General features: G+C 73.6%; 16 protein-coding genes. 9 read left to right on the top strand and 7 right to left on the bottom strand.

What is annotated here, in order from left to right:
• Window positions 1-128: 128 nt before the first annotated feature.
• Entirely contained in the window at window positions 129-1,190 is a 1,062-nt protein-coding gene (locus tag ACIP9H_RS41810) for a sporulation protein (RefSeq protein ID WP_401595678.1), read from the bottom strand.
• A 288-nt stretch (window positions 1,191-1,478) separates the two neighbouring features.
• Here ACIP9H_RS41810 and ACIP9H_RS41805 point away from each other — a divergent pair, with 288 nt between their 5' ends.
• From ACIP9H_RS41805 to ACIP9H_RS41795, 3 genes are all read left to right on the top strand, one after another.
• Window positions 1,479-2,780 carry a hemolysin family protein gene (locus tag ACIP9H_RS41805; protein WP_401595676.1) on the top strand — a complete coding sequence of 434 codons (1,302 nt, stop codon included), beginning with the start codon at window positions 1,479-1,481 and terminating at the stop codon, window positions 2,778-2,780.
• Entirely contained in the window at window positions 2,777-3,805 is a 1,029-nt protein-coding gene (locus ACIP9H_RS41800) for a hemolysin family protein (protein WP_401595673.1), read from the top strand. The genes ACIP9H_RS41805 and ACIP9H_RS41800 overlap by 4 nt, the downstream gene beginning before the upstream one ends.
• Window positions 3,806-3,971: 166 nt before the next feature.
• A complete protein-coding gene (locus ACIP9H_RS41795) occupies window positions 3,972-4,418 on the top strand; it encodes a nitroreductase family deazaflavin-dependent oxidoreductase (RefSeq protein WP_401595670.1) in 447 nt (148 codons plus the stop codon).
• Window positions 4,419-5,072: 654 nt separating this feature from the next.
• On the opposite strand, the gene ACIP9H_RS41790 is transcribed toward ACIP9H_RS41795, so the two are convergent.
• The 3 genes from ACIP9H_RS41790 to ACIP9H_RS41780 all read right to left on the bottom strand — a co-directional run bounded on the left by ACIP9H_RS41790 (window position 5,073) and on the right by ACIP9H_RS41780 (window position 8,892).
• On the bottom strand, window positions 5,073-5,567 hold the full coding sequence (locus ACIP9H_RS41790) for an NUDIX domain-containing protein (RefSeq protein WP_401595667.1): 495 nt from the start codon (window positions 5,565-5,567) through the stop codon (window positions 5,073-5,075).
• 38 nt (window positions 5,568-5,605) lie between these two features.
• On the bottom strand, window positions 5,606-6,757 hold the full coding sequence (locus ACIP9H_RS41785) for a bifunctional class I SAM-dependent methyltransferase/NUDIX hydrolase (RefSeq protein ID WP_401595666.1): 1,152 nt from the start codon (window positions 6,755-6,757) through the stop codon (window positions 5,606-5,608).
• Window positions 6,758-6,861: 104 nt separating this feature from the next.
• Window positions 6,862-8,892 carry an ABC transporter ATP-binding protein gene (locus ACIP9H_RS41780; protein ID WP_401964189.1) on the bottom strand — a complete coding sequence of 677 codons (2,031 nt, stop codon included), beginning with the start codon at window positions 8,890-8,892 and terminating at the stop codon, window positions 6,862-6,864.
• Between the two features lie 467 nt (window positions 8,893-9,359).
• Here ACIP9H_RS41780 and ACIP9H_RS41775 point away from each other — a divergent pair, with 467 nt between their 5' ends.
• The 3 genes from ACIP9H_RS41775 (at window position 9,360) to ACIP9H_RS41765 (ending at window position 12,345) form a co-directional block, all read left to right on the top strand.
• The gene (locus ACIP9H_RS41775) at window positions 9,360-10,142 is read left to right on the top strand and encodes a DUF899 domain-containing protein (RefSeq protein ID WP_401595662.1); all 783 of its coding nucleotides are present in this window, start codon (window positions 9,360-9,362) and stop codon (window positions 10,140-10,142) included.
• Window positions 10,143-10,241: 99 nt separating this feature from the next.
• Window positions 10,242-11,327: a hypothetical protein gene (locus ACIP9H_RS41770; RefSeq protein WP_401595659.1), complete on the top strand. Its 1,086-nt coding sequence runs from the start codon at window positions 10,242-10,244 to the stop codon at window positions 11,325-11,327.
• Window positions 11,328-11,385: 58 nt separating this feature from the next.
• Entirely contained in the window at window positions 11,386-12,345 is a 960-nt protein-coding gene (locus ACIP9H_RS41765) for a GNAT family N-acetyltransferase (RefSeq protein ID WP_401595657.1), read from the top strand.
• 6 nt (window positions 12,346-12,351) lie between these two features.
• On the opposite strand, the gene ACIP9H_RS41760 is transcribed toward ACIP9H_RS41765, so the two are convergent.
• Both ACIP9H_RS41760 and ACIP9H_RS41755 read right to left on the bottom strand, forming a co-directional pair.
• Window positions 12,352-13,518 (bottom strand): CapA family protein, encoded by a 1,167-nt coding sequence (locus ACIP9H_RS41760; RefSeq protein WP_401595654.1) that lies wholly within the window; start codon window positions 13,516-13,518, stop codon window positions 12,352-12,354.
• 185 nt (window positions 13,519-13,703) lie between these two features.
• Window positions 13,704-14,366, bottom strand: a complete 663-nt coding sequence (locus tag ACIP9H_RS41755) for a class I SAM-dependent DNA methyltransferase (protein WP_401595651.1) — start codon at window positions 14,364-14,366, stop codon at window positions 13,704-13,706.
• 324 nt (window positions 14,367-14,690) lie between these two features.
• Here ACIP9H_RS41755 and ACIP9H_RS41750 point away from each other — a divergent pair, with 324 nt between their 5' ends.
• A complete protein-coding gene (locus ACIP9H_RS41750; protein WP_401595648.1) occupies window positions 14,691-14,900 on the top strand; it encodes a hypothetical protein in 210 nt (69 codons plus the stop codon).
• A 12-nt stretch (window positions 14,901-14,912) separates the two neighbouring features.
• Here ACIP9H_RS41750 and ACIP9H_RS41745 read toward each other — a convergent pair whose 3' ends face one another.
• Window positions 14,913-15,875 (bottom strand): LysR family transcriptional regulator, encoded by a 963-nt coding sequence (locus ACIP9H_RS41745; protein ID WP_401595646.1) that lies wholly within the window; start codon window positions 15,873-15,875, stop codon window positions 14,913-14,915.
• 134 nt (window positions 15,876-16,009) lie between these two features.
• Here ACIP9H_RS41745 and ACIP9H_RS41740 point away from each other — a divergent pair, with 134 nt between their 5' ends.
• Window positions 16,010-17,254: an MFS transporter gene (locus ACIP9H_RS41740; RefSeq protein ID WP_401595644.1), complete on the top strand. Its 1,245-nt coding sequence runs from the start codon at window positions 16,010-16,012 to the stop codon at window positions 17,252-17,254.
• Between the two features lie 27 nt (window positions 17,255-17,281).
• On the top strand, window positions 17,282-17,875 hold the full coding sequence (locus tag ACIP9H_RS41735) for a GNAT family N-acetyltransferase (protein ID WP_401595642.1): 594 nt from the start codon (window positions 17,282-17,284) through the stop codon (window positions 17,873-17,875).
• Window positions 17,876-17,947 lie beyond the last annotated feature (72 nt).

Below are 17,947 nucleotides of genomic sequence, written 5' to 3'. Positions count from 1 at the left end.
CCGCCGTGGGCGCCCCCCCCCTGCCCGTCCCAACGCTCCACCGCTGACTTGCCTCCCCCCCCCCGCCCCCCGGGGGGGGGGGGCCGGGGCGGGGCGCCCGGGCCCCCCGCCCCCTTCCCGCGTCCCCTTCAGGACCAGTCGTCGTCCCCGCCCTCGTCCTCCTCGTCGTCGCCGTTGTCGTCGGCCTCGTTCTCGTCCTCGTCGTCGAAGAACTCGTCGACCGCCTCGGAGAGCAGGTAGCCGCCGACCGCACCGGCCGCCAGCCCGGCGGCGCCCGCGGCGACGGCGGTGCCCACGCCCATGCCGGACCCGTGGTGCTCGTCGTGGTGGCCGTGGTCGTGCCCGTGTCCGTACCCGTGGCCGTGACCGTGCGCCGCGGGGGCACCGAAGCCGCCGCGGTGCTCGACCAGCCGCCGGATCCAGGAGTCGACCTCCGCGGTCCAGTCGACCTGGAGGACGGTCGCGTGGTCGACGGTGAAACGGCCGATCTGGTCGTGTCCCTCGGAGAAGAGGCCGCCGCGCTTGTCGGCCTCCAGGACGACCTCGACTCCCGCCGGGTCGGCCAGGAAGGTCAGTTCGATCTCGCTGACGGCGTGCGCGTACTGCGCGGGCGGCGTGAGTTCGATCTCCTGGTAGAACGGCAGCCGCTGCCCCGTGCCGTGCAGGTGGCCCATCTCCAGGTCGGCCGAGGTGAAGCCGAAGCCGAGCTGTCCGAGGGCCTCCAGGATCGCTTCCTGGGCGGGCAGCGGCGCGACGCTCAGCGGGTCGAGGTCGCCCTTGTCGCGGGCGCCCGCCACCTCCAGTCCGGTACGGATGCCGAGCGCGATCCCGAGGGACTGCCCGTGCAGCTCGGTGACCGGTGCCTCCCACGGGACCGGAAGGGAGAACGGCACGGTGTGCCGTGCGCCGGCCGGCAGGCGGAAGCCGCCGCCGACGACCGCCCGGTCGAGGACCACGACGCCCTCGTGCTCCCCGTCCGCGTCCTCGTAGCCGTACCCGTGCCCGCCCTCGGCCTCCACCCGGGCGACCAGTTCGAGGACGACGGCGTGGATGTCGGCGTCCGTGTCGCCGCCCTCCAGGTGGACCTGCCCGTACAGCGTGCCGCCGGGCATGACCGGGCCCCCGGTCAGGACCGTGTCGACCGAGGGCCCGCCCACGCCGAGCGCCCCGAGCAGCCGTTTGAACACCATCGCGGCGTTCACTCCTTCGTCTGTGGATCTGTCGGCCCCCTGCGGGCCGACTTCTGAACTGTGCCGCCGGGCCGGGGAGTTCCCGCGCGGTGCGAACGGGTGAACGGCGCCCGGCCGGCGACCGCGAGCAGCCCCTACCGGGCACCTTTGCTCGTCCTTTACCCTGGGGGAAACGTCACCGTTCCGAGCCCGACAAGGAGCCGCGGTTCCCGCGATGGACCACCCTCCCAGTACCGACCGTGTCATCCCTCCTGAGATCCGCCGAGGCGGGGGAGCGGGGGTGACACGGTGACCGAAGTCCTCCTCCTGCTGCTGGCGCTGCTGCTGACCCTGGCGTGCGCGGTGTTCGTCGCGGCGGAGTTCTCCCTGACCACGGTCGAACGCGGTGAACTGGAGCGGGCCGCGGCCGCCGGTGAGCGCGGCGCCGGCGGCGCCCTCAAGGCGGTACGCCGGCTGACCCTCCAGCTGTCCGGCGCGCAGCTGGGCATCACCGTGACCTCGCTGGTCATCGGCATGCTCGCCGAACCGTCCCTCGCCGTCCTGCTGACCGGCCCGCTGCGGGCCGTGGGCCTGCCCGCGGGCGCGGCCTCCTCACTGGCGACCGTGCTCGGCGTGGGCGTGTCCACGATCGTGCTGATGGTGATCGGCGAGCTCGTGCCGAAGAACTGGGCGATCTCCCGCCCGCTGGCCGTCGCCAAGGCCGTGGCCGGTCCGCAGCGCGGGTTCACCGCCGTCTTCGGCCCCTTCATCCGGCACCTCAACGAGGCGGCCAACCGCCTCGTGCGCCGCTTCGGTCTCGAACCCGCCGAGGAACTGGCCTCCGCCCGCACCCCCGACGAGCTGATGGCGCTGGCCCGCCACTCGGCGGCCGCGGGCCTGCTGGAGCCGGACTCCGCGGAGCTGTTCGTGCGCACCCTGCACCTGAGCGAGCTGACCGCCGAGAACGTCATGACCCCGCGCGTGGACGTCCGTGCCCTGGAGGCCCGTGCCACCGCCGCCGACGCCGCCAACCTCACCCTGGCCACCGGCCTGTCCCGCTTCCCGGTCTACCAGGACAGCATCGACGAGGTCGTCGGCACCGTGCACATCCGCGACGTCCTCGCCCTCCCCGCCGCCGAGCGGGGCCGCACCCCGGTCACCGCCCTGGCCACCGCGCCGCTGCTGGTGCCCGACAGCCTGCCCGTCGACCGGCTCCTGGAACGCCTGCGCAGCCGCCGCACCATGGCCGTGGTCATCGACGAGTACGGCGGCACCGCCGGCGTCGTCACCGTGGAGGACGTCGTGGAGGAGGTCGTGGGCGACGTCCGCGACGAGCACGACCCGCAGGCATGCCCCGACCTGGCGCCGTCCGGCGACGGCGCGTGGGAGGCCGACGGCAACGTCCGCATCGACCAGCTCGCCGAGATCGGCCTCACCGTCGCCGAGGGCCCTTACGAGACCGTGGCCGGGCTGATGGCCACCTCGCTCGGCCGCATACCCGCCCGCGGCGACCAGACGGAGGTCGACGGCTGGCGCATCAGCGTCCTGAGCGTCGACCACCACGTGGCCGAGCGGGTCCGTGTCGCGCGCATTCCGGAGGACGTGCGATGACCGTACTGCAACTCGCCATCGGCGCCCTGACCCTGCTCACCAACGCCTTCTTCGTGGGCGGCGAGTTCGCCCTGATCTCGGTGCGGCGCAGCCAGGTCGAGCCGCGGGCCGAGGCCGGTGACAAGCGGGCCCGCACCGTCGTGTGGGGCCTGGAGCACCTGTCGGCGCTCCTGGCCACGGCCCAGCTCGGCATCACCGTCTCCTCGCTGGTGCTGGGCGCGGTCGCCGAGCCGGCCATCGCCCATCTGCTGGAGCCGGGCTTCGAGGCCGCGCACGTGCCGCACGGGCTCGTCCACCCGATCGCGTTCGTCATCGCGCTCGCCGGGGCCACGTACCTGCACATGCTCTTCGGCGAAATGGTCCCCAAGAACATCGCGCTGGCCGCGCCCGAGCGCGCCGCGCTGGTCCTCGGGCCGCCGCTGGTCGGCGTGACCCGCGCCCTGCGGCCGGTGATCTTCGGCATCAACGCCTTCGCCAACACGCTGCTGCGGCTGCTCCGCGTCGAGCCGCGCAACGAGGTCAACGCCGCCTTCACCGACGACGAACTCGCCCGCCTGGTGCAGGACTCCAATGCCGCCGGGCTGCTCGACGCCTCGGGCACCGAACGGCTCCGCGACGCCCTGGAACTGGGCACGCGGCCGGTCGGCGGCATCCTTGTACCCGCCGACCGCATGGTCACCGTCGATGCCGCGGTCACCCCGGACGGACTGGAGCGGCTGGCCGCCTCCTCCGGCTACTCACGACTGCCGGTCACCGGCCCCGACGGGGACGCCCTGGGCTTCCTGCACATCAAGGACACCCTCGGCGTCACCGACCGCGACCGCCCCTTCCCCCGCACCGCGCTCCGGCCCGTCATCCGGCTGCGGTCCACCACGCCCCTGGACGACACCCTCTCCGCCCTGCGTTCGGCCGGCACCCACCTCGCCGCCGTGACCGACGCGGACGGGGCGCTCCTGGGCTACGTGACCATGGAGGACGTCCTGGAGGAACTGGTCGGTCCCGCCGCCCCGGCCCCGGCGGGCTGAGGCGCCCGCCGCCGTCCGCCGCCGTCCGCCGCCGTCCGCCGCCGTCCGCCGCCGTCCGGCTGACGGGCGGTGTGAACGGCGTGTGGCGGGTGGTGCGGCAGGGAATGCGCGCGATGGCGCACGGTGTTGGTGCGTCGACAGTTTCACTCGGAGAATGGAGAACGGCGTGCCTTTGGTCGGGGAGTACCAGCCGAGCCCGGAGCAGTGGGTCCGTGATCAGGTCGAGCTGTACGAGGGTTCGGAAGGTGCCGAGGGGACGATGCTGCGCGGCCGTCCCGTGATCATCCTGACGTCGCTCGGCGCGAAGTCCGGCAAGATCCGCAAGACCCCGCTGATGCGCGTGGAGCACGACGGGAGCTACGCCGTGGTCGCGTCCCAGGGCGGCGCCCCGAAGCACCCGGTCTGGTACCACAACCTGATGGCGGACCCCCGGGTCGAGCTCCAGGACGGACCGGTGCGCCAGGACATGACGGCGCGGGAGGTCACCGGCCAGGAGAAGGCGGAGTGGTGGGAGCGCGCGATCGCGACGTGGCCCGACTACGCGGGGTACCAGACGAAGACCGACCGTGAGATCCCGGTCTTCGTCCTGGAGCCGGCGCCCAAGCCGCACTGAGCGCCCGCCCCGGCGCGCACCCGTGACCACCACGGGTGCGCGCCGGGGTACTCCGCCCTTCCTCCCTCCCGCGCCACCTGCGGGATCTTTCGTTGCCGCCCTGTGGTGAGTGCCGTCCGGCGCATCGCCGGTCCGCACGGCGCCGTCCGCACCCCGGACAAATGGCGCTCGTTCGTGGCAGACTTCCCGCGCCGCCGCGCTGCGCTCGCGGCCGACCGGATACGGATCGACGTACAGCCGTCGAACGCGTATTTGGCGGGTGTGGTGCGGATCACGTACACATGATGCAAGGCGACACAAGAAACGCATCGGAGGAAGCGCCGTATGACCCACGGGGCAAGCCCCGCTCCCCACGCCGATCCCGCTCTGGCCCGCGACTGCACCCACTGTCGCGGATGGGGAACCATCATCACCGACCTCGGCCGCCATGAACTGTGCCCGCGTTGCCAGCCCGTAGGGGAGCAGTCCGTACCGGTGCCGACCTCGGCAGAGGCGCCGCCCCCGGGCGGCGCTCGCTACGCATCCCCCGCCGGACCTTCCGCCAGGACGTAGCCCGCGGAGCAGGTGCCCGGTTCGCCGCCGCGCCCGCGACCCCCACCGGGACCGCGGGCGCGGCCCTTGTCCGCGCACCGGGCCGCGCGGCCGGCGCGGACCTCAGGCCTCGGGCTCCTCGTGGTAGCAGGGGATGCCGTCGCGCCGTGCCCGGAAGACGGCCTCCAGGTACCGGAAAGCGGCGTCGTTCATCTCCCTCCGCCACTCCTCCAACGACCGCACACGGAGCTCGACGTGCTCGGCCGGGTCCAGCACGATGCCGGCGATCTGCTCCGGGGTGAGCCGGCCGCCGTCGAAGATGAGACCGATCTTGTGGGCGGGCCAGTCCGGACGCGGCATCAGGACATGGATGCCCAGCAGACGCGGTGTCCGCGCGATCTCCAGGCCCGTCTCCTCCAGTCCCTCCCGGACGGTGCACTCCCAGGGCGTCTCGCCCGGATCCATGTTGCCGCCGGGCCACTGCCACGTCGTCGGGCTCCGGACGGAGCGCAACTGGATCGGCCGGTCCTCCTCATCGGTGATGAAGAAGCAGCCGTAGACGGTGGCTTTGGGCAGTTGGGCGACGTACTGCACCGGCGGCAGCCAGGTTCCGCTCATGTGTCCTCCTGGAGGAAGGGGGATGTTGCGGTGCCCGGTCACGGGATACGGTCCCGGGCGTCGGCGGGGAGGCGGGAGAGGAAGCCGACGGCGTCCGCCATCCGCTCGCGCAGACATGCGGCCCGGGGTGGCTCACAGGGCACCGGCGGGGGAGCGTCGGCCAGTCTGTACGAGCGGACGGACGGGAGCCCGGGCAGCAGCCCCGGCCAGACCGCGTCGAGAACCTGGGCCGACGGGGCGAAAAGGGGGCCGATCCCGGCAAGGGCGGGGAGTTCGTGCCATTCCCAGCGCAGGAACCCGTGCGGTTCCGGCAGGGCGAGCGTGCCCTCCCAGCCGGTCACGCGGACCACGGCGGTGACGCGGCGCACGTCCGCCACATCGTCGTGGAGAAACATCAGCAGGCATGCGTTCTCCTCACAGGCCAGAAGCCCCGTCTCCTCGGCCAGTTCCCGCACGGCCGCGGCTGTCGCGGACTCCCGTGTCTCGATCCGGCCCCCGGGCAGTTCCCACATCCCTCCGGTGGAACGCCCCAGGAGCACCCGCCCGGCATCGTCGCTGACGACCGTCGCGGCGCCGAACACCGTCTGCGGCTCGGGACGTCCCTTCTCGACCGCGGTGAACGAAGCACGAGGAGCGCGCAGTACGAGGACCGCCAGGGACCCGGTGTCATGCCGCCCGGACTCCTCGAAGCCTTCGGTGAGCAGCGTCAACTCGTCCTCGTCCAGGGCGATGTGCCGCCGTTCGGCCGGTGTGCGTTCCGCGACCGGGCTCATGACCACGAGGGCACCGCCCTTCCGCAGGCGCGCGGCCAGGCGGCGCAGCACACGGGTCCGGTCGTGGATGAAGGCGACGGCCAGCCGCATCGTGATCAGGTCGTAGTCCTCCGCCAGCCCGTCCAGGCTGTCGTGCTCGACGTCGAGGCACAGCCAGCGCACCGCGCCCACGTCGGCGTGCTCCGCCCTGGCCCGGGCGAGGGCGCCCTCGGCGAAGTCCGCCGCGTCCACGGTGTGGCCCATGGAGGCCAGGAACACGGCGAGTTCGCCCGTGCCGCAGCCCACGTCCAGCGCCCGCCCACCAGCCGCGCGCGCCGGGGCATGCCGGGCGAGCAGGCGTTTCTCCTCGTCGCCCAGCGACCTGAATCCGCGCCCGTCGTCGTGGAGCCGGGACCACTGGGCCCGGGTGTGTGCCACGGATCGCTCCTCGCGGGTCGACGTGAACGCGGTTCCGCCGGCGCTCACCTCCCCCGTGGCGGCCGGCGACCCCCGGTCCGGCACGGGCGCGGAACTTCCCGCCGTCACGGCGTCACCCCCTCCGTCCGCGTCGGGGTGGTGCGCGGCCGGTAGCCGCCGGCCTGCAGGGTGAACATGCCGGCGTAGACGCCGCCGACGGCCATGAGGTCGTCGTGGGAGCCGGACTCGACGATGCGGCCGGCGTCGAAGACGTAGATGCGGTCGCAGTCGACGACGCTCGCCAACCGGTGCGAGATGAGCACGGTGATCTGGTCGTCGCGGAGCCGGCCGCGCAGCACCGCCTCGTACACGGCGTGTTCCGACGGCGGGTCCATGCTGGCGGTCGGCTCGTCGAGGAGCAGCAGCGGGGCCTTCTTGTACAGGCCGCGGCCCACCGCGACCTTCGCCCACTGCCCGCCGGACAGCTCCTGGCCGCCCTTGAACCGCTTGGACAGCAGCGTCTGCCACTGGCGGGGCAGGTCGGCGATGACGGTGTCGGCGCCGGAGGCCCGGGAGGCGTCCATGGCGCGCTGCGGGTCGGCCGTGGTCAACTCGCCGGTGGAGACGGTGATGTTGGCCAGGGCGCTGAAGGGGAAGCGGGCCGGGTCCTGGAGGACGCAGGCCACTTGGCGGTGCAGCGACTGGGAGTCCATCGTGCGGACGTCGACGCCGTCCCAGCACACGCTGCCGCTGTGCGCCTCGTACAGCCCGGCCAGGAGTTTCGCGCAGGTGCTCTTCCCCGAGCCGTTGAGGCCGACGAACGCCACGGTCTCCCCGGCGCGCAGTGCCATGGTGATGCCGTTGAGGGCGGGCGCGGTCTTGCCCGGGTAGGTGAAGTGCACGTCGCGCAAGGCGATGGTCTCCACGCGGTCCGGCGCGGCCAGTCGGGCCTCGCGGGGCAGGAGCCTGCGGCAGCGTTCCTGGACGGCGAGGAGGTCGTCGACCCACATGGCCTGCTCGTAGACGAGGTGGGCGACCTCGACGAGCCGGATCAGTGAGGCCTGCCCGGCCTGGATGGCGAGGACGGCGCCGGCGCCCGCCGCCAGGGGCAGCCATCCGGCGATCAGCATCGCGGCGAGGGCGGTGTAGGTGATGCCGGTGCCCAGACCGCCCACGGAACGGCCCGCCAGGTTGAGCAGCGCGGAGTGCACCCCCAGCCGTGTGTCCTCCTCCGCGATTTTTTCGGTCAGCCTCAAGTGCTCGTCCAGGAGCGCGCCTTGCGCGGTGTCCGAGCGCAGCTCCGCCGCCGCCTCCACGTCGAGCAGCAGCCAGGAGAACACCCTGATCCGGCGTTGCAGGGCGTTCCAGCGCTTGAAGGAGTGGAAGCGGGCGCGGGCGCTGCGGACGGCGGCCGCGCCCACCGGCAGGACGGACAGCAGGAGCAGGGGCAGCAGCACGGGGTGCAGGACGCTGAGCACTCCGGCGGTCCCGGCCAGGCCCAGGGCGGCGGAGGCGAGGGAGACGACCTGGCCGACGATCTGGCGGGCGTAGAACAGGCCGCGGTCGTTCGCCCGGTGGACCTCGTCGTGCCAGTCGGCGTCCTCGACGGCCTCCAGCCGCACGTGCGCGGTCAGCCGGAGGAAGTCGCACTCGAGCGCGGTGCGGATCTTGGGGGTCACGCGCGCCTGGGCGGTCGCGACGGCCGCCTCCAGCAGCGCACGGGTGGCGAGGAAGCCGACCACGAGCAGGATCTGCGGGAGGGCGGCGCGCACCCGGTCGGGGGTGGGGCCCTCGGCGAACAGGTGGTGCAGGACGGCGACCGAGGCGAGCAGGCCGAAGGCGCTCATGGCGGCGGACGCGAGCTGGCAGACGACGACCGTCGTGGTGGCGGCGCGGTCGGCCTGCCAGGCGAGCCGCCCGATCAGCGCGGTGATCTTCGGCAGGCGGACGAGGACCTGGCGCACGCTGGCACTGGCGGCGGCGCCGTCGTGCACCGACCAGTAGGCCTCCTCCATGTTCTCGGTCATGTCGCCGTCGTGGTCGCCGTCCTGCCGGCCGGCGGCCGCCGCCGGAGGGGGCGGCAGGGGGAGCGGGTCGGTCCGCGGTCCCGGGACGCGGCCGGCCGCCGGCTCCGCGGGCTCTGCGGGCTCGCTCATGCCGCCCACCCCGCATCCGGTCCTGCCGCGGCGAGGGTGAGCGCGTCCGCGACGGGCCGCCGCCGCTGTTCGAATCCGGAGGGCTGAGACGCGGGAGCGGGTACGGGATGCATGGCGTCCTCCATCTGGGCGGCGATGTGGCACTGGTGCTCTAAAAACGCGCCGGATCGGGTCCCGTTACGGCTGCTCCCGGGGACATTTCATGAACGTATGTTCTAGTGAGGCGGCTCGGGGGCGCGGGCCGCGGCACGCGGTTCTCAAACTCGTTCGATTGGGGGACACCACCCGCCTGAGCGATGACGTCCCCCGCTGCTGCGGCCGTCCGCGCACGACTGGACGGGGCGTCCCTCCCAGGCCGCGCCCGGATTCGTTCCCCCGTGCCCGGCCCGATGAGTTCCGGCCCCGGCGGGAGTCTGTTGTGGTGACCGGCACTGGACGCCGACGCACCACACACCACGGAGGACACCATGACGACCACGCCGAGTGACCCGGCCACCGCGCTTCCCGGCCGGCCGCCGGTCGTCGACCTGGCGACCTGGCAGGCGGCGCGTGACGCACTGCTCGTCCGCGAGAAGGCCCACACGCACGAGGGCGACGCGATCGCCGCGGCCCGCCGAGCACTGCCGATGGTGGAGTTCGACGGGACGGCCGAGGTCGTCGGAGCGGACGGCCCGGTGGCGTTCCTGGACCTTTTCGAGGGGCGCGACGAGCTCGTGGTCTACAAGCACATGTGGCACGACGGCGCGCCGCACCAGGGGCAGTGCGAGGGCTGCACCACCACGGCCTGGCACCTGAAGGACGCCGTCTACCTCAACGCGCGCGGCGTCTCGTTCGCGATCCTCACCACCGGCCGCTGGGAGGAAGTGGCGCCCTACGTCGACTTCATGGGCTACACCCAGCCCTGGTACTCGGTGCGCGGCGTGGACGCGCCGATCGGGGGCCCCATGGGCTGTCTGACCAGCTTCCTGCGCGACGGCGACCGCGTGTTCCTCACGTACTCCACGACGGGCCGCGGCAACGAGCCTGTCAACGGGTCCTTCGGCCTGCTCGACATGACGCCGTACGGCCGAGGCGAGGCGTGGGAGGACAACCCCGAGGGCCGGCCCGCGGGGTTCGCCGCGTGCTGGTACTGGCGCTCGGACGCGGAGGGGAAGGCGACCTGGGGCCCGACCAGCCGCCCCGTGCCGCAGTGGTCGAGGCCGGGCGCGACTCCCGTCGAGACCCTCGGCCGCTCCGGTCACCACCACTGACGCCGCTGCCGGGCGTCTGTCGAGCGGTCACCCGCGTGCAGGAGGTGGCCGCTCGACGGCTGAGCGGCGGCTGTCGGAGCCCGTCGCTAAGGTGTTCCGGTGATCTTCAAGAGGAAGCGGGAGGCCCCCGGCCTCGCCGATGTCGTGTCCGAGCTCGAGCAGGGCGTGGCGGCCCGCGACGGTGCCCGCACCGAGCGTGCCTTCATAGCCACGATCAACACTCTGCAGTCGTCCCAGGAGGCCGAACGCGTCCTTGCGGGGCCCCGGTTGGCCGCGCTGCTCCCGGCCTTCCCGCCCACCGGCCCGCGTCCGATGCTGGCGATGGCGGCCGGATTCTGCGTCGAGAGCGGGGCCGATCCGGCGGCCTGTGCGGAGCCGATCCTCGGCGGGGTCCACCAGGACCTGCGCGACGCCCTGGAGTTCGCCCGGCGCTGGACCGCCACCGGAGCGACCGGCGACGAACTGCCCGAGCCGGACCAGAAGATCATCGACGACGCCCTCCTGGCCCGCCTGGGCGGCGACCCGCACGAGGCCACCCGGCTGGCACTGGCCTGGTGCTCGGTCGAGGAGTGGCAGCCGCCCGCGCTGGCCGTGCTGTGCCGCAGCGCCGAGATGCGCCGCCTGCACTCCGCCGGGCTGCTTCCGGCCGCTCGCGAACTCGCGGCCCTGGAATGCCACGACCTGAAGTGCCTGGTGTACGCGCTCGCGGTCCTGGACGACGAGCCCCTGCTGGTGCTGCACAGACCCGCCGGGACCGGCTTCGAGGTGCGTATCGGCGGTATCGCGGACAACTTCCAGTTGCACACGCTGCTCGCCCATGTCCTCGTCGGCGGCGGCCACGTGCCGGGCACGGCGCCTTCGGCGGAGAGCGTCCGCTTGGCCACGGACCCGCGGCCCGCACGAGGACGCACCGAGACCGTTGCGACCGGTGCCTTCGAACTCCTCGCCCCGGACGGCGAGCGGATCTGGAACGAGGGGCTGCCCGACGACGTCCCGGTGGTGGAGGGGCGGCGCCTGCTCGTCCTCGACGAGCCGATGTACCGGCGCAGTTGGAACGCCGACCGGTTCTTCCCGCTGCTCCCGGGCACGGCCGAGCTGACCCGCGTCCTGTCCGAGGACGAGACGCGGACCTGGTTCGCCCGCACCTCGTTCGGCGACGGGACCCACGCGGCGTCAGTCCGCTGACCGGCGGGACCGGAAAACGGTTCGACGGCTCCGCGGCCCGCTGGCACAGTGACGCACCATGGCGAACTCGCAGCTGCTGACCGCCGCGGACGTACAGCGCATGCAGGCTCTGGCACAGCGTGTCACGGCCGTGCGCCCGGACCTGGTGAACAGCGACGCCACCTTCGGCGAGCTGGCCTGGAACTGGGGCAAGGGGCACCGCACGGAGGGTGCGAGCTGGCCGTGCCGGCTGTGGTTCTCCGGCGGGGACCTGGTGGCCTGGGGCTGGGCCCGTCTCCCGCGCCAGGTGCGGCGGAGCGACGGGTCGGTCAGCGACATCACCGACGCCTGTCTGTCGTACCAGGTCGATCCCGGCCACGCGGGCCTGGTGGACGAGGTGATCGACTGGTACGACGCCACGGCGGGCGACATCGAGCGCACGGTGATGCCGGGCGCCGCCGACGAGTTCGCCCTGAATCGATGGGCCGCGCACGGCTACGTGACCGACCCGGCCGCGCTCGGCGACGCCGGGTCCTGGACCCAGCTCAACGAGCGCGGCCTCGACCACGTGGAGCAGCCGGTGCTGCCGGACGGATTCCGGTTCCGCACCGCTGAGGAGGCCGGGCCGGACGCCGCGGTCCAGGCCCATGTGGACGCCTGGGCCCCCTCGACGTACAGCGCCGAGGGCTACGAAGGCGTCCGGCGGACGGCTTCGTACCGCGGCGACCTGCACCTCCTGGTGGAGGCCCCGGACGGGACGATGGCGTCCTCGACGATCATGTGGCTCGACGGGGTGAACAGGACCGCCGAGTTCGAGCCGGTCGGGACGCACCCCGGTTACCGGCGGCGGGGCCTGGCGCGGGCGATGCTGCTGCACGGGATGCGTCTGGCGCGGGCGGCCGGGGCCGCCCACATGACGGTGGCCTGCCTGGGCGCACCGGGCCGTCCCCAGGCGCGGGAGCTGTACTACGGGGTCGGATTCCGCCCGGTCTCGCGGGACGCGCCGCTGATCATGACCGGGACCCGGACCGGGGGCTGAGGGCCGTCAACGGCCCTGCTGCCGGGGAGCCGGCGTGAGTCCCGTGCACTGCCGCAGCTGCTCGTAGCGGTCGCTGATGCTCTGCGCCGCGGCGCCGGTCCGCGGCTCCGGTACGCCGTGGCCGTCCACGAGCGCGGGAGTGAAGTCGGCGGCCGTGACCGAGCCGTGCGTCACCGTGAGGGTCGTCACGCCGGTCTCGTCCGAGTGCGGGTACGGAGAGGAGCCGTACCAGAGGAAGTTGCCGAGGCCGTAGGCCACGTAGGTCGGTCCGAGCATGCCGGAGCCGAGCATGACGTGGGCGTGGGTGCCGACCACCGCCGTGGCGCCCGCGGCGGACAAGTCGGCGGCGATGGAGCGCTGCTCGGGTCCGGGACAGCTCTGCCCCTCGGTGCCCCAGTGCAGGTAGACCACGACGACATCGGCGCGTGCCCGTGCCGCGCGGACCGCGCTCACGAGCCGCGACCGGTCCAGAGCCGAGGCGATCCCGGGACGCTCCGGCCCCGCACGGAACGTGGCGTTGGTGAGGTCCTGGATCTGACTGGCGGCGAGCACGGCCAGGCGCACACCGTTGACCTCGGTGACGTACGGCCGGTAGGCCTCGGTGTCGTTCGCGCCGATGCCCAGCACGGGGATCGGCGAGTCGTGTGCGGCGGAGAGGGTGTCGGCCAGCCCCTCGGGGCCGTAGTCGACCGCGTGGTTGTTGGCCATGGTGACCGCGTCGATGCCCGAGCGGCGCAGCGCGTCCAGCGCCCGCGGCGGTGTCCTGAAGTGGTAGAGCTTCGGCTCCGGCGTCCCGCGGGTGGTGATCGCCGACTCCAGGTTGACCATGGCGAAGTCGGCGGCCGACAGCACGGGGGACAGCGGGCCGAGGGCGGGGTCGGCATCCAGCCGCGGCGCCGTGCGCTGCGTGAAGTGGACGTCACCGGCGAAGGCGAGGGTGACCGTGCCGGGTTCGCGGTGGCGGGCGGGGGGTGCGGTGGCGGAAGTTCGGGGGAGTGCCGAGGACTTGAGCTGCGGCGGAGCGGCGTTGTCGGTAGGGGCTTCGCCGGGCCTCGACACCAGGTAGGCCGTCGCCGCGGCCACCACGACGATCATCGCCGCGCCCAGCGTGGTGTGTCTGCGACGCCGCTGCCGGCCGGGGAGGGCGGCATGGCGCGACTGCGGTTCATGCATCGGACAACCGTACGATCGATTCGTTCAGGGGGTCCGCTCGCGCGCAGAACGCGCTGCCGCCGAATCAGCGCGCGTCACGGAGCCCTTGGATGGACAGGCCCTCCAGCCTGCTTCCGGAATGAGACCGCCCTGAGCCCGTAAGGTCGCGAAACGGCAACGCAACAGGCCCGCGGTCCCGCCGCCGGTCAGGCGGGCCGCGTCGGGGCCTTGCGGGCGAGCAGGTGGACCTCGCGGAACTGCCGAAGATCGGCCGGCTGCGGCTCACGGACGATCCGGGCCACCTCGGCCAGTCCGGACCGGCGCAGCATCGCCGCCAGATGATCGGGCCACCACCGATAGGCCGGTGCGACCGCGTGGTCGAAGACCTGCGTCGGGTGGGCCGCGTCCTCGCTGGCCGAGAAACCCAGCAGCAGATGACCGCCCGGTGCCAGCACGCGGTGGAACTCCGCCAGGACAGGGGCGAGTTCGTGCGGCGGGGTGTGGATGACGGACCACCGTGAGAGCACGCCGCCCAGTGCGCCGTCGCCGATGTCCAGCGCGGTCATCGAGCCCACGTCGAACCGCAGGTCCGGATAGGACCGGCGCGCCGACGCGACCATCGCGGCGGAGGCGTCGACGCCGAACACCGGCAGGCCCAATGCGTGCAGGTGGGCCGTGACATGGCCGGGTCCGCACCCCAGATCGGCGACCTGGCCGTCGCCGCTCGCGCGCACGGTCTCGGCGAAGGCGCGCAGGGCGGCGCGGTCCAGGGGCCTGTTGCGCAGCTCGTCGCGGAACCGTTCCGCGTACAGCGCGGCAACCGCGTCGTAGGCCTCGCGGGTGGCGCTGAGGGCGTCGGTCTCGGCCATAGCCGCGACCCTAGCCCCTGGCGCCGTGGCGGGAGCGGGATTCGCGATCTTCCGTCTCGCCTGCCGCTCGGCACCTCGCGCCGTGCGGGCGGAACGCTGGGGCCACTGGGCGGTCCGGCGCCGAGTCGGCGGCGCGGCGCGGGAACTGCGCGTTGGGCAGTGTGCGTCGGTGGGGGCATGAGAGAGCGAAGAGAACCCATGGGTGCCGTGGGCTGCCTCGTGGCGGCTGCCAGTGCGTGTGTCGGGCTCGGGGTGTGGCTGCAGGGTGCCCGTCCGGCTCTTCAGGGGGGTTTCGAAGGCCGACGGGACTGGAGCCTGCTGTATGTGGAACTGCCGTTCATGCTGGTCGGGTTGCCCGCGGTCACGCTGGCGGTGTGGGCGGTGGCGAGCGGTGTGCTCCGGCGACGGGCCGGTACGCGTGCGCGGACGGCGGTGTCGGGCGGGGCGGCCGCGGCGGCGCTGGCCGTGCTGATCTGGGGTTGTCTCGCCTGGCTGGACGTCCGGGTCGACGCGTTCCTCGAAGGCGACGCGTGATTGCGGCGGCGTTCAGCGCGGAAGCACCCAGTCCGGCCGCCAGGTTCCGGCGGCGTCGGGGCCGGTCGCGGTGGTGGCCAGATGGGCGCGGAGGGTGGCCAGCGCCGGGTGGGGGTTGTCGCGGTGCCAGAGGAGCGAGTGCGGGTAGACGGGCGTCGGGTCGGTCACGGGGATGCGGCGCAGGCCGTGGCCGGCGGGCCAGCCGGTGGGGTCGGCTCCGGTCGGTGACTGGGGGAGCATGCCCGCGCCGATGAAGGTGGCCAGTGCCGGGGTGCCGGCCACGGTGTCCAGCAGCGCGTCGGAGCCGAAGTTGGGGCCGGTCGTCTCGATGGTGAGGCCGAACTCGGCGACGAGGGCGTCGTAGTAGGCGGCCCACTCGGTCCCGGGGACGACGCCGGGCATCCAGATGCGGTGCCCGGCGAGCTGATGGACCGTCACCGACGCCACGTCCGCGAGCGCGTGGCCGGGGCCGGTCAGCAGTTCCAGTGGCTCGTCGTGCACCCGCACGGATGCGATGTCCTCGGGGAGCGGCCTGCCGGGCGAGGCGACGGCGCGGAAGGAGGCGTCGATCTCGCCGGACCGGACGGCGGCGACCGCCCTGTCGATGTCGGGCAGCATCACCACGTCGAGTTCGATCTCGGGCCGTGCGCGGTGGAAGCCGCGCATCAGGCCCGACGCCGCGCCGCGCGAGGCGAGGATGTCGACCCGCAGCGGGCGGCGGCCGGTGCGCACGGACGAGGCCGCGCGCTCGGCGACGCGCAGCAGTTCACGCGCGTGGGGCAGGAACGCCTGCCCGTCGATGGTGAGCTCGGCACCGCGCGGGGTACGGGTGAACAGCCGCACGCCGAGGTCGCGTTCCAGCGCGGCGACGCGCTTGGAGACGGCCTGCTGGGTGACCGCGAGTCCGGCGGCGGCCTCCTGGAACTGCCCCGCCTCGGCGACGGCGACGAAGGTCCGTACGGTGTCGAGGTCCATGCCGACACCCTAAGGTCACAACCATTGGTTGTGTCCGGTGGTCCGACGGTTGTTTGATCCCCCGGTACGCCGTTCGCTTTGATGCTGGCGACCGCGGATCGCGTGGTGCGGGCGAGGGGTGGAGGGCGTCGGGCATGAGAAGCGGGCACCGGCTGGGGCGGCCGTTCGGGTGGCTGTGGGCGGCGTACGGGACCAGCGCGCTCGGCACGTGGCTCGCCTTCGGCGCGTTCCCGCTGATCGCGATCCAGGTCCTGCACGCCGGGTCGGCCGAGGTCGCCGCGCTCGCGTCCGCCGGCGCGGCGGTGGGTGCCGTGGTGGCGGTGCCGCTCGGGCCGTGGGTGGAGTTCCGCCGCAAGCGGCCGGTGCTGATCGCGGCGGACCTGGTGCGGTGCGCGGCGCTGCTGACGATCCCGGCCGCGTTCGCGCTCGGCGTGCTCACCTTCCTTCAGCTCCTGCTGGTCTCGGTCGTGGTCGCGGCCGCCGACATCACCTTCCGTGCCGCCTCCGGCGCGTACCTGAAGACGCTGCTGCCGGCCGGGGACCTGCTCGTCGCCAACGCCCGGTTCGAGTCCACGGCCTGGACGACCACGATCGTGGGACCGCCGCTGGGCGGCGCGGCGATCGGCCTGCTCGGTCCGATGGCGACGGTCGTGGCCGACGCGGTCAGCTACCTGCTGTCGGCCCTGGGCATCCGCGCCACGGGCGGGCACGAGCCGCGGCCCGCGCACCGGGAGGGGGCGCGCATGCGGGCGCGGGACCTGCTCGACGGCTGGCGGTACATCCTCGCCGACGCGGTACTGCGTCCGCTGTTCCTCAACACCGCGCTCTTCAACGGCCTGGTGATGGCGACCCAGCCGCTGCTCGCCGTCCTGATGCTCGGCCGGCTCGGGTTCACGCCGTGGAGTTACGGACTCGCCTTCGCGGCGCCCTCGATCGGCGGGCTGCTCGGCTCGCGGCTGGCCCGGCCGCTCGTCGACCGGTGGGGCTGGCACCGGGTCCTTGTCGCGGCCGGGGCGCTGCGCGCGCTCTGGCCCGTCGGCCTGACCTTTGTGGGGCCCGGCACCGGAGGGCTGCTGCTGGTGATCGGCATAGAGTTGGGGCTCATTTTCTGCTGCGGGGTCTTCAACCCCGTGTACGCCACCTCCCGCCTCGAACGCACCGCGAGCGACCGGGTCGCCCGCACGCTGTCCGCCTGGGCGGTGACGACCAAGGCGTCGACGGCGCTTCTGACGGCCGTCTGGGGTGTGCTGGGTGCCCTGCTCGGCCCGCGTACGGCCGTCGGCCTGGCCGGTGTGCTCCTGCTCGCGACACCCCTGCTGCTCCCGCGCGGCGCGGCAGCGCGTCTCCCCGCTCCAGAGCCGGAGCCGAGCCGTACCTGACGCGGCGACTCGTGATTCCATTCCCGCATGACCACCGAGAGCACCGAGAGCACCGCGGCGCGCGGCGGGCGGCCGGACCGCGCGGTCCGGCCCAGGACGGACGGCGATGTCGAGGAGTGCGTCCGGGTCCTCGCGCGGGTGCATCACAGCGACGGCTACCCGGTCGACTGGCCGGACCGCCCGGGCGACTGGGTCGCACGGGCCACCGGGCTGGGGGCCTGGGTCGCCGTCCTCGACGGCCGCCTCGCCGGCCATGTCGGCCTCTCCCGCCCCGCGGAGGGGGACACGGCCCCCGGGCTGTGGGGCGACCGGAGCGGTACCGGCCGCGAGGGGACAGCGGTGGTGAGCCGGCTGTTCGTCGACCCGGGGGCGAGGGGGCACGGGCTCGGCGCGCTGCTGCTCGGCCGGGCCGAGCGGGAGGCCCGGCGGCTCGGCCTGCACCCGGTGCTCGACGTGGTGGCCTCCGACACGGCGGCGGTCGCGCTGTACGAGCGCCTGGGGTGGGAGTTGCTGTCCGAGCTCGAACAGCGCTGGGGGCAGGGGCGGATGGTGCCGATCCGCTGCTACGCGGCGCGGACCGGGGCCGTCGTAGAGTCCTCCCAGGGCGTGTTTCGAAAGTAGCGCCGGCCGCCCGGAGGGCGGGTCCCGCGGCTCCCCCAGCTACCGCTGGGGGTACCCCCAGGTGCGGTGCAT

Source organism: Streptomyces sp. NPDC088732 (genome assembly GCF_044751205.1).
Lineage (GTDB): Bacteria > Actinomycetota > Actinomycetes > Streptomycetales > Streptomycetaceae > Actinacidiphila.
The sequence above is the reverse complement of the archived record's forward strand: the minus strand, read 5'-3'. Positions and strand labels throughout refer to the sequence as shown.

Bases quoted from the DNA above. Each gene is read 5' to 3' on its own strand.
- ACIP9H_RS41745 (WP_401595646.1), bottom strand. From the start codon at position 15,875: ATGGACCTCGACACCGTACGGACCTTCGTCGCCGTCGCCGAGGCGGGG.
- ACIP9H_RS41740 (WP_401595644.1), top strand. From the start codon at position 16,010: ATGAGAAGCGGGCACCGGCTGGGGCGGCCGTTCGGGTGGCTGTGGGCG.
- ACIP9H_RS41810 (WP_401595678.1), bottom strand. From the start codon at position 1,190: ATGGTGTTCAAACGGCTGCTCGGGGCGCTCGGCGTGGGCGGGCCCTCG.
- ACIP9H_RS41765 (WP_401595657.1), top strand. From the start codon at position 11,386: ATGGCGAACTCGCAGCTGCTGACCGCCGCGGACGTACAGCGCATGCAG.
- ACIP9H_RS41790 (WP_401595667.1), bottom strand. From the start codon at position 5,567: ATGAGCGGAACCTGGCTGCCGCCGGTGCAGTACGTCGCCCAACTGCCC.
- ACIP9H_RS41735 (WP_401595642.1), top strand. From the start codon at position 17,282: ATGACCACCGAGAGCACCGAGAGCACCGCGGCGCGCGGCGGGCGGCCG.
- ACIP9H_RS41800 (WP_401595673.1), top strand. From the start codon at position 2,777: ATGACCGTACTGCAACTCGCCATCGGCGCCCTGACCCTGCTCACCAAC.
- ACIP9H_RS41760 (WP_401595654.1), bottom strand. From the start codon at position 13,518: ATGCATGAACCGCAGTCGCGCCATGCCGCCCTCCCCGGCCGGCAGCGG.
- ACIP9H_RS41755 (WP_401595651.1), bottom strand. From the start codon at position 14,366: ATGGCCGAGACCGACGCCCTCAGCGCCACCCGCGAGGCCTACGACGCG.
- ACIP9H_RS41775 (WP_401595662.1), top strand. From the start codon at position 9,360: ATGACGACCACGCCGAGTGACCCGGCCACCGCGCTTCCCGGCCGGCCG.
- ACIP9H_RS41780 (WP_401964189.1), bottom strand. From the start codon at position 8,892: ATGAGCGAGCCCGCAGAGCCCGCGGAGCCGGCGGCCGGCCGCGTCCCG.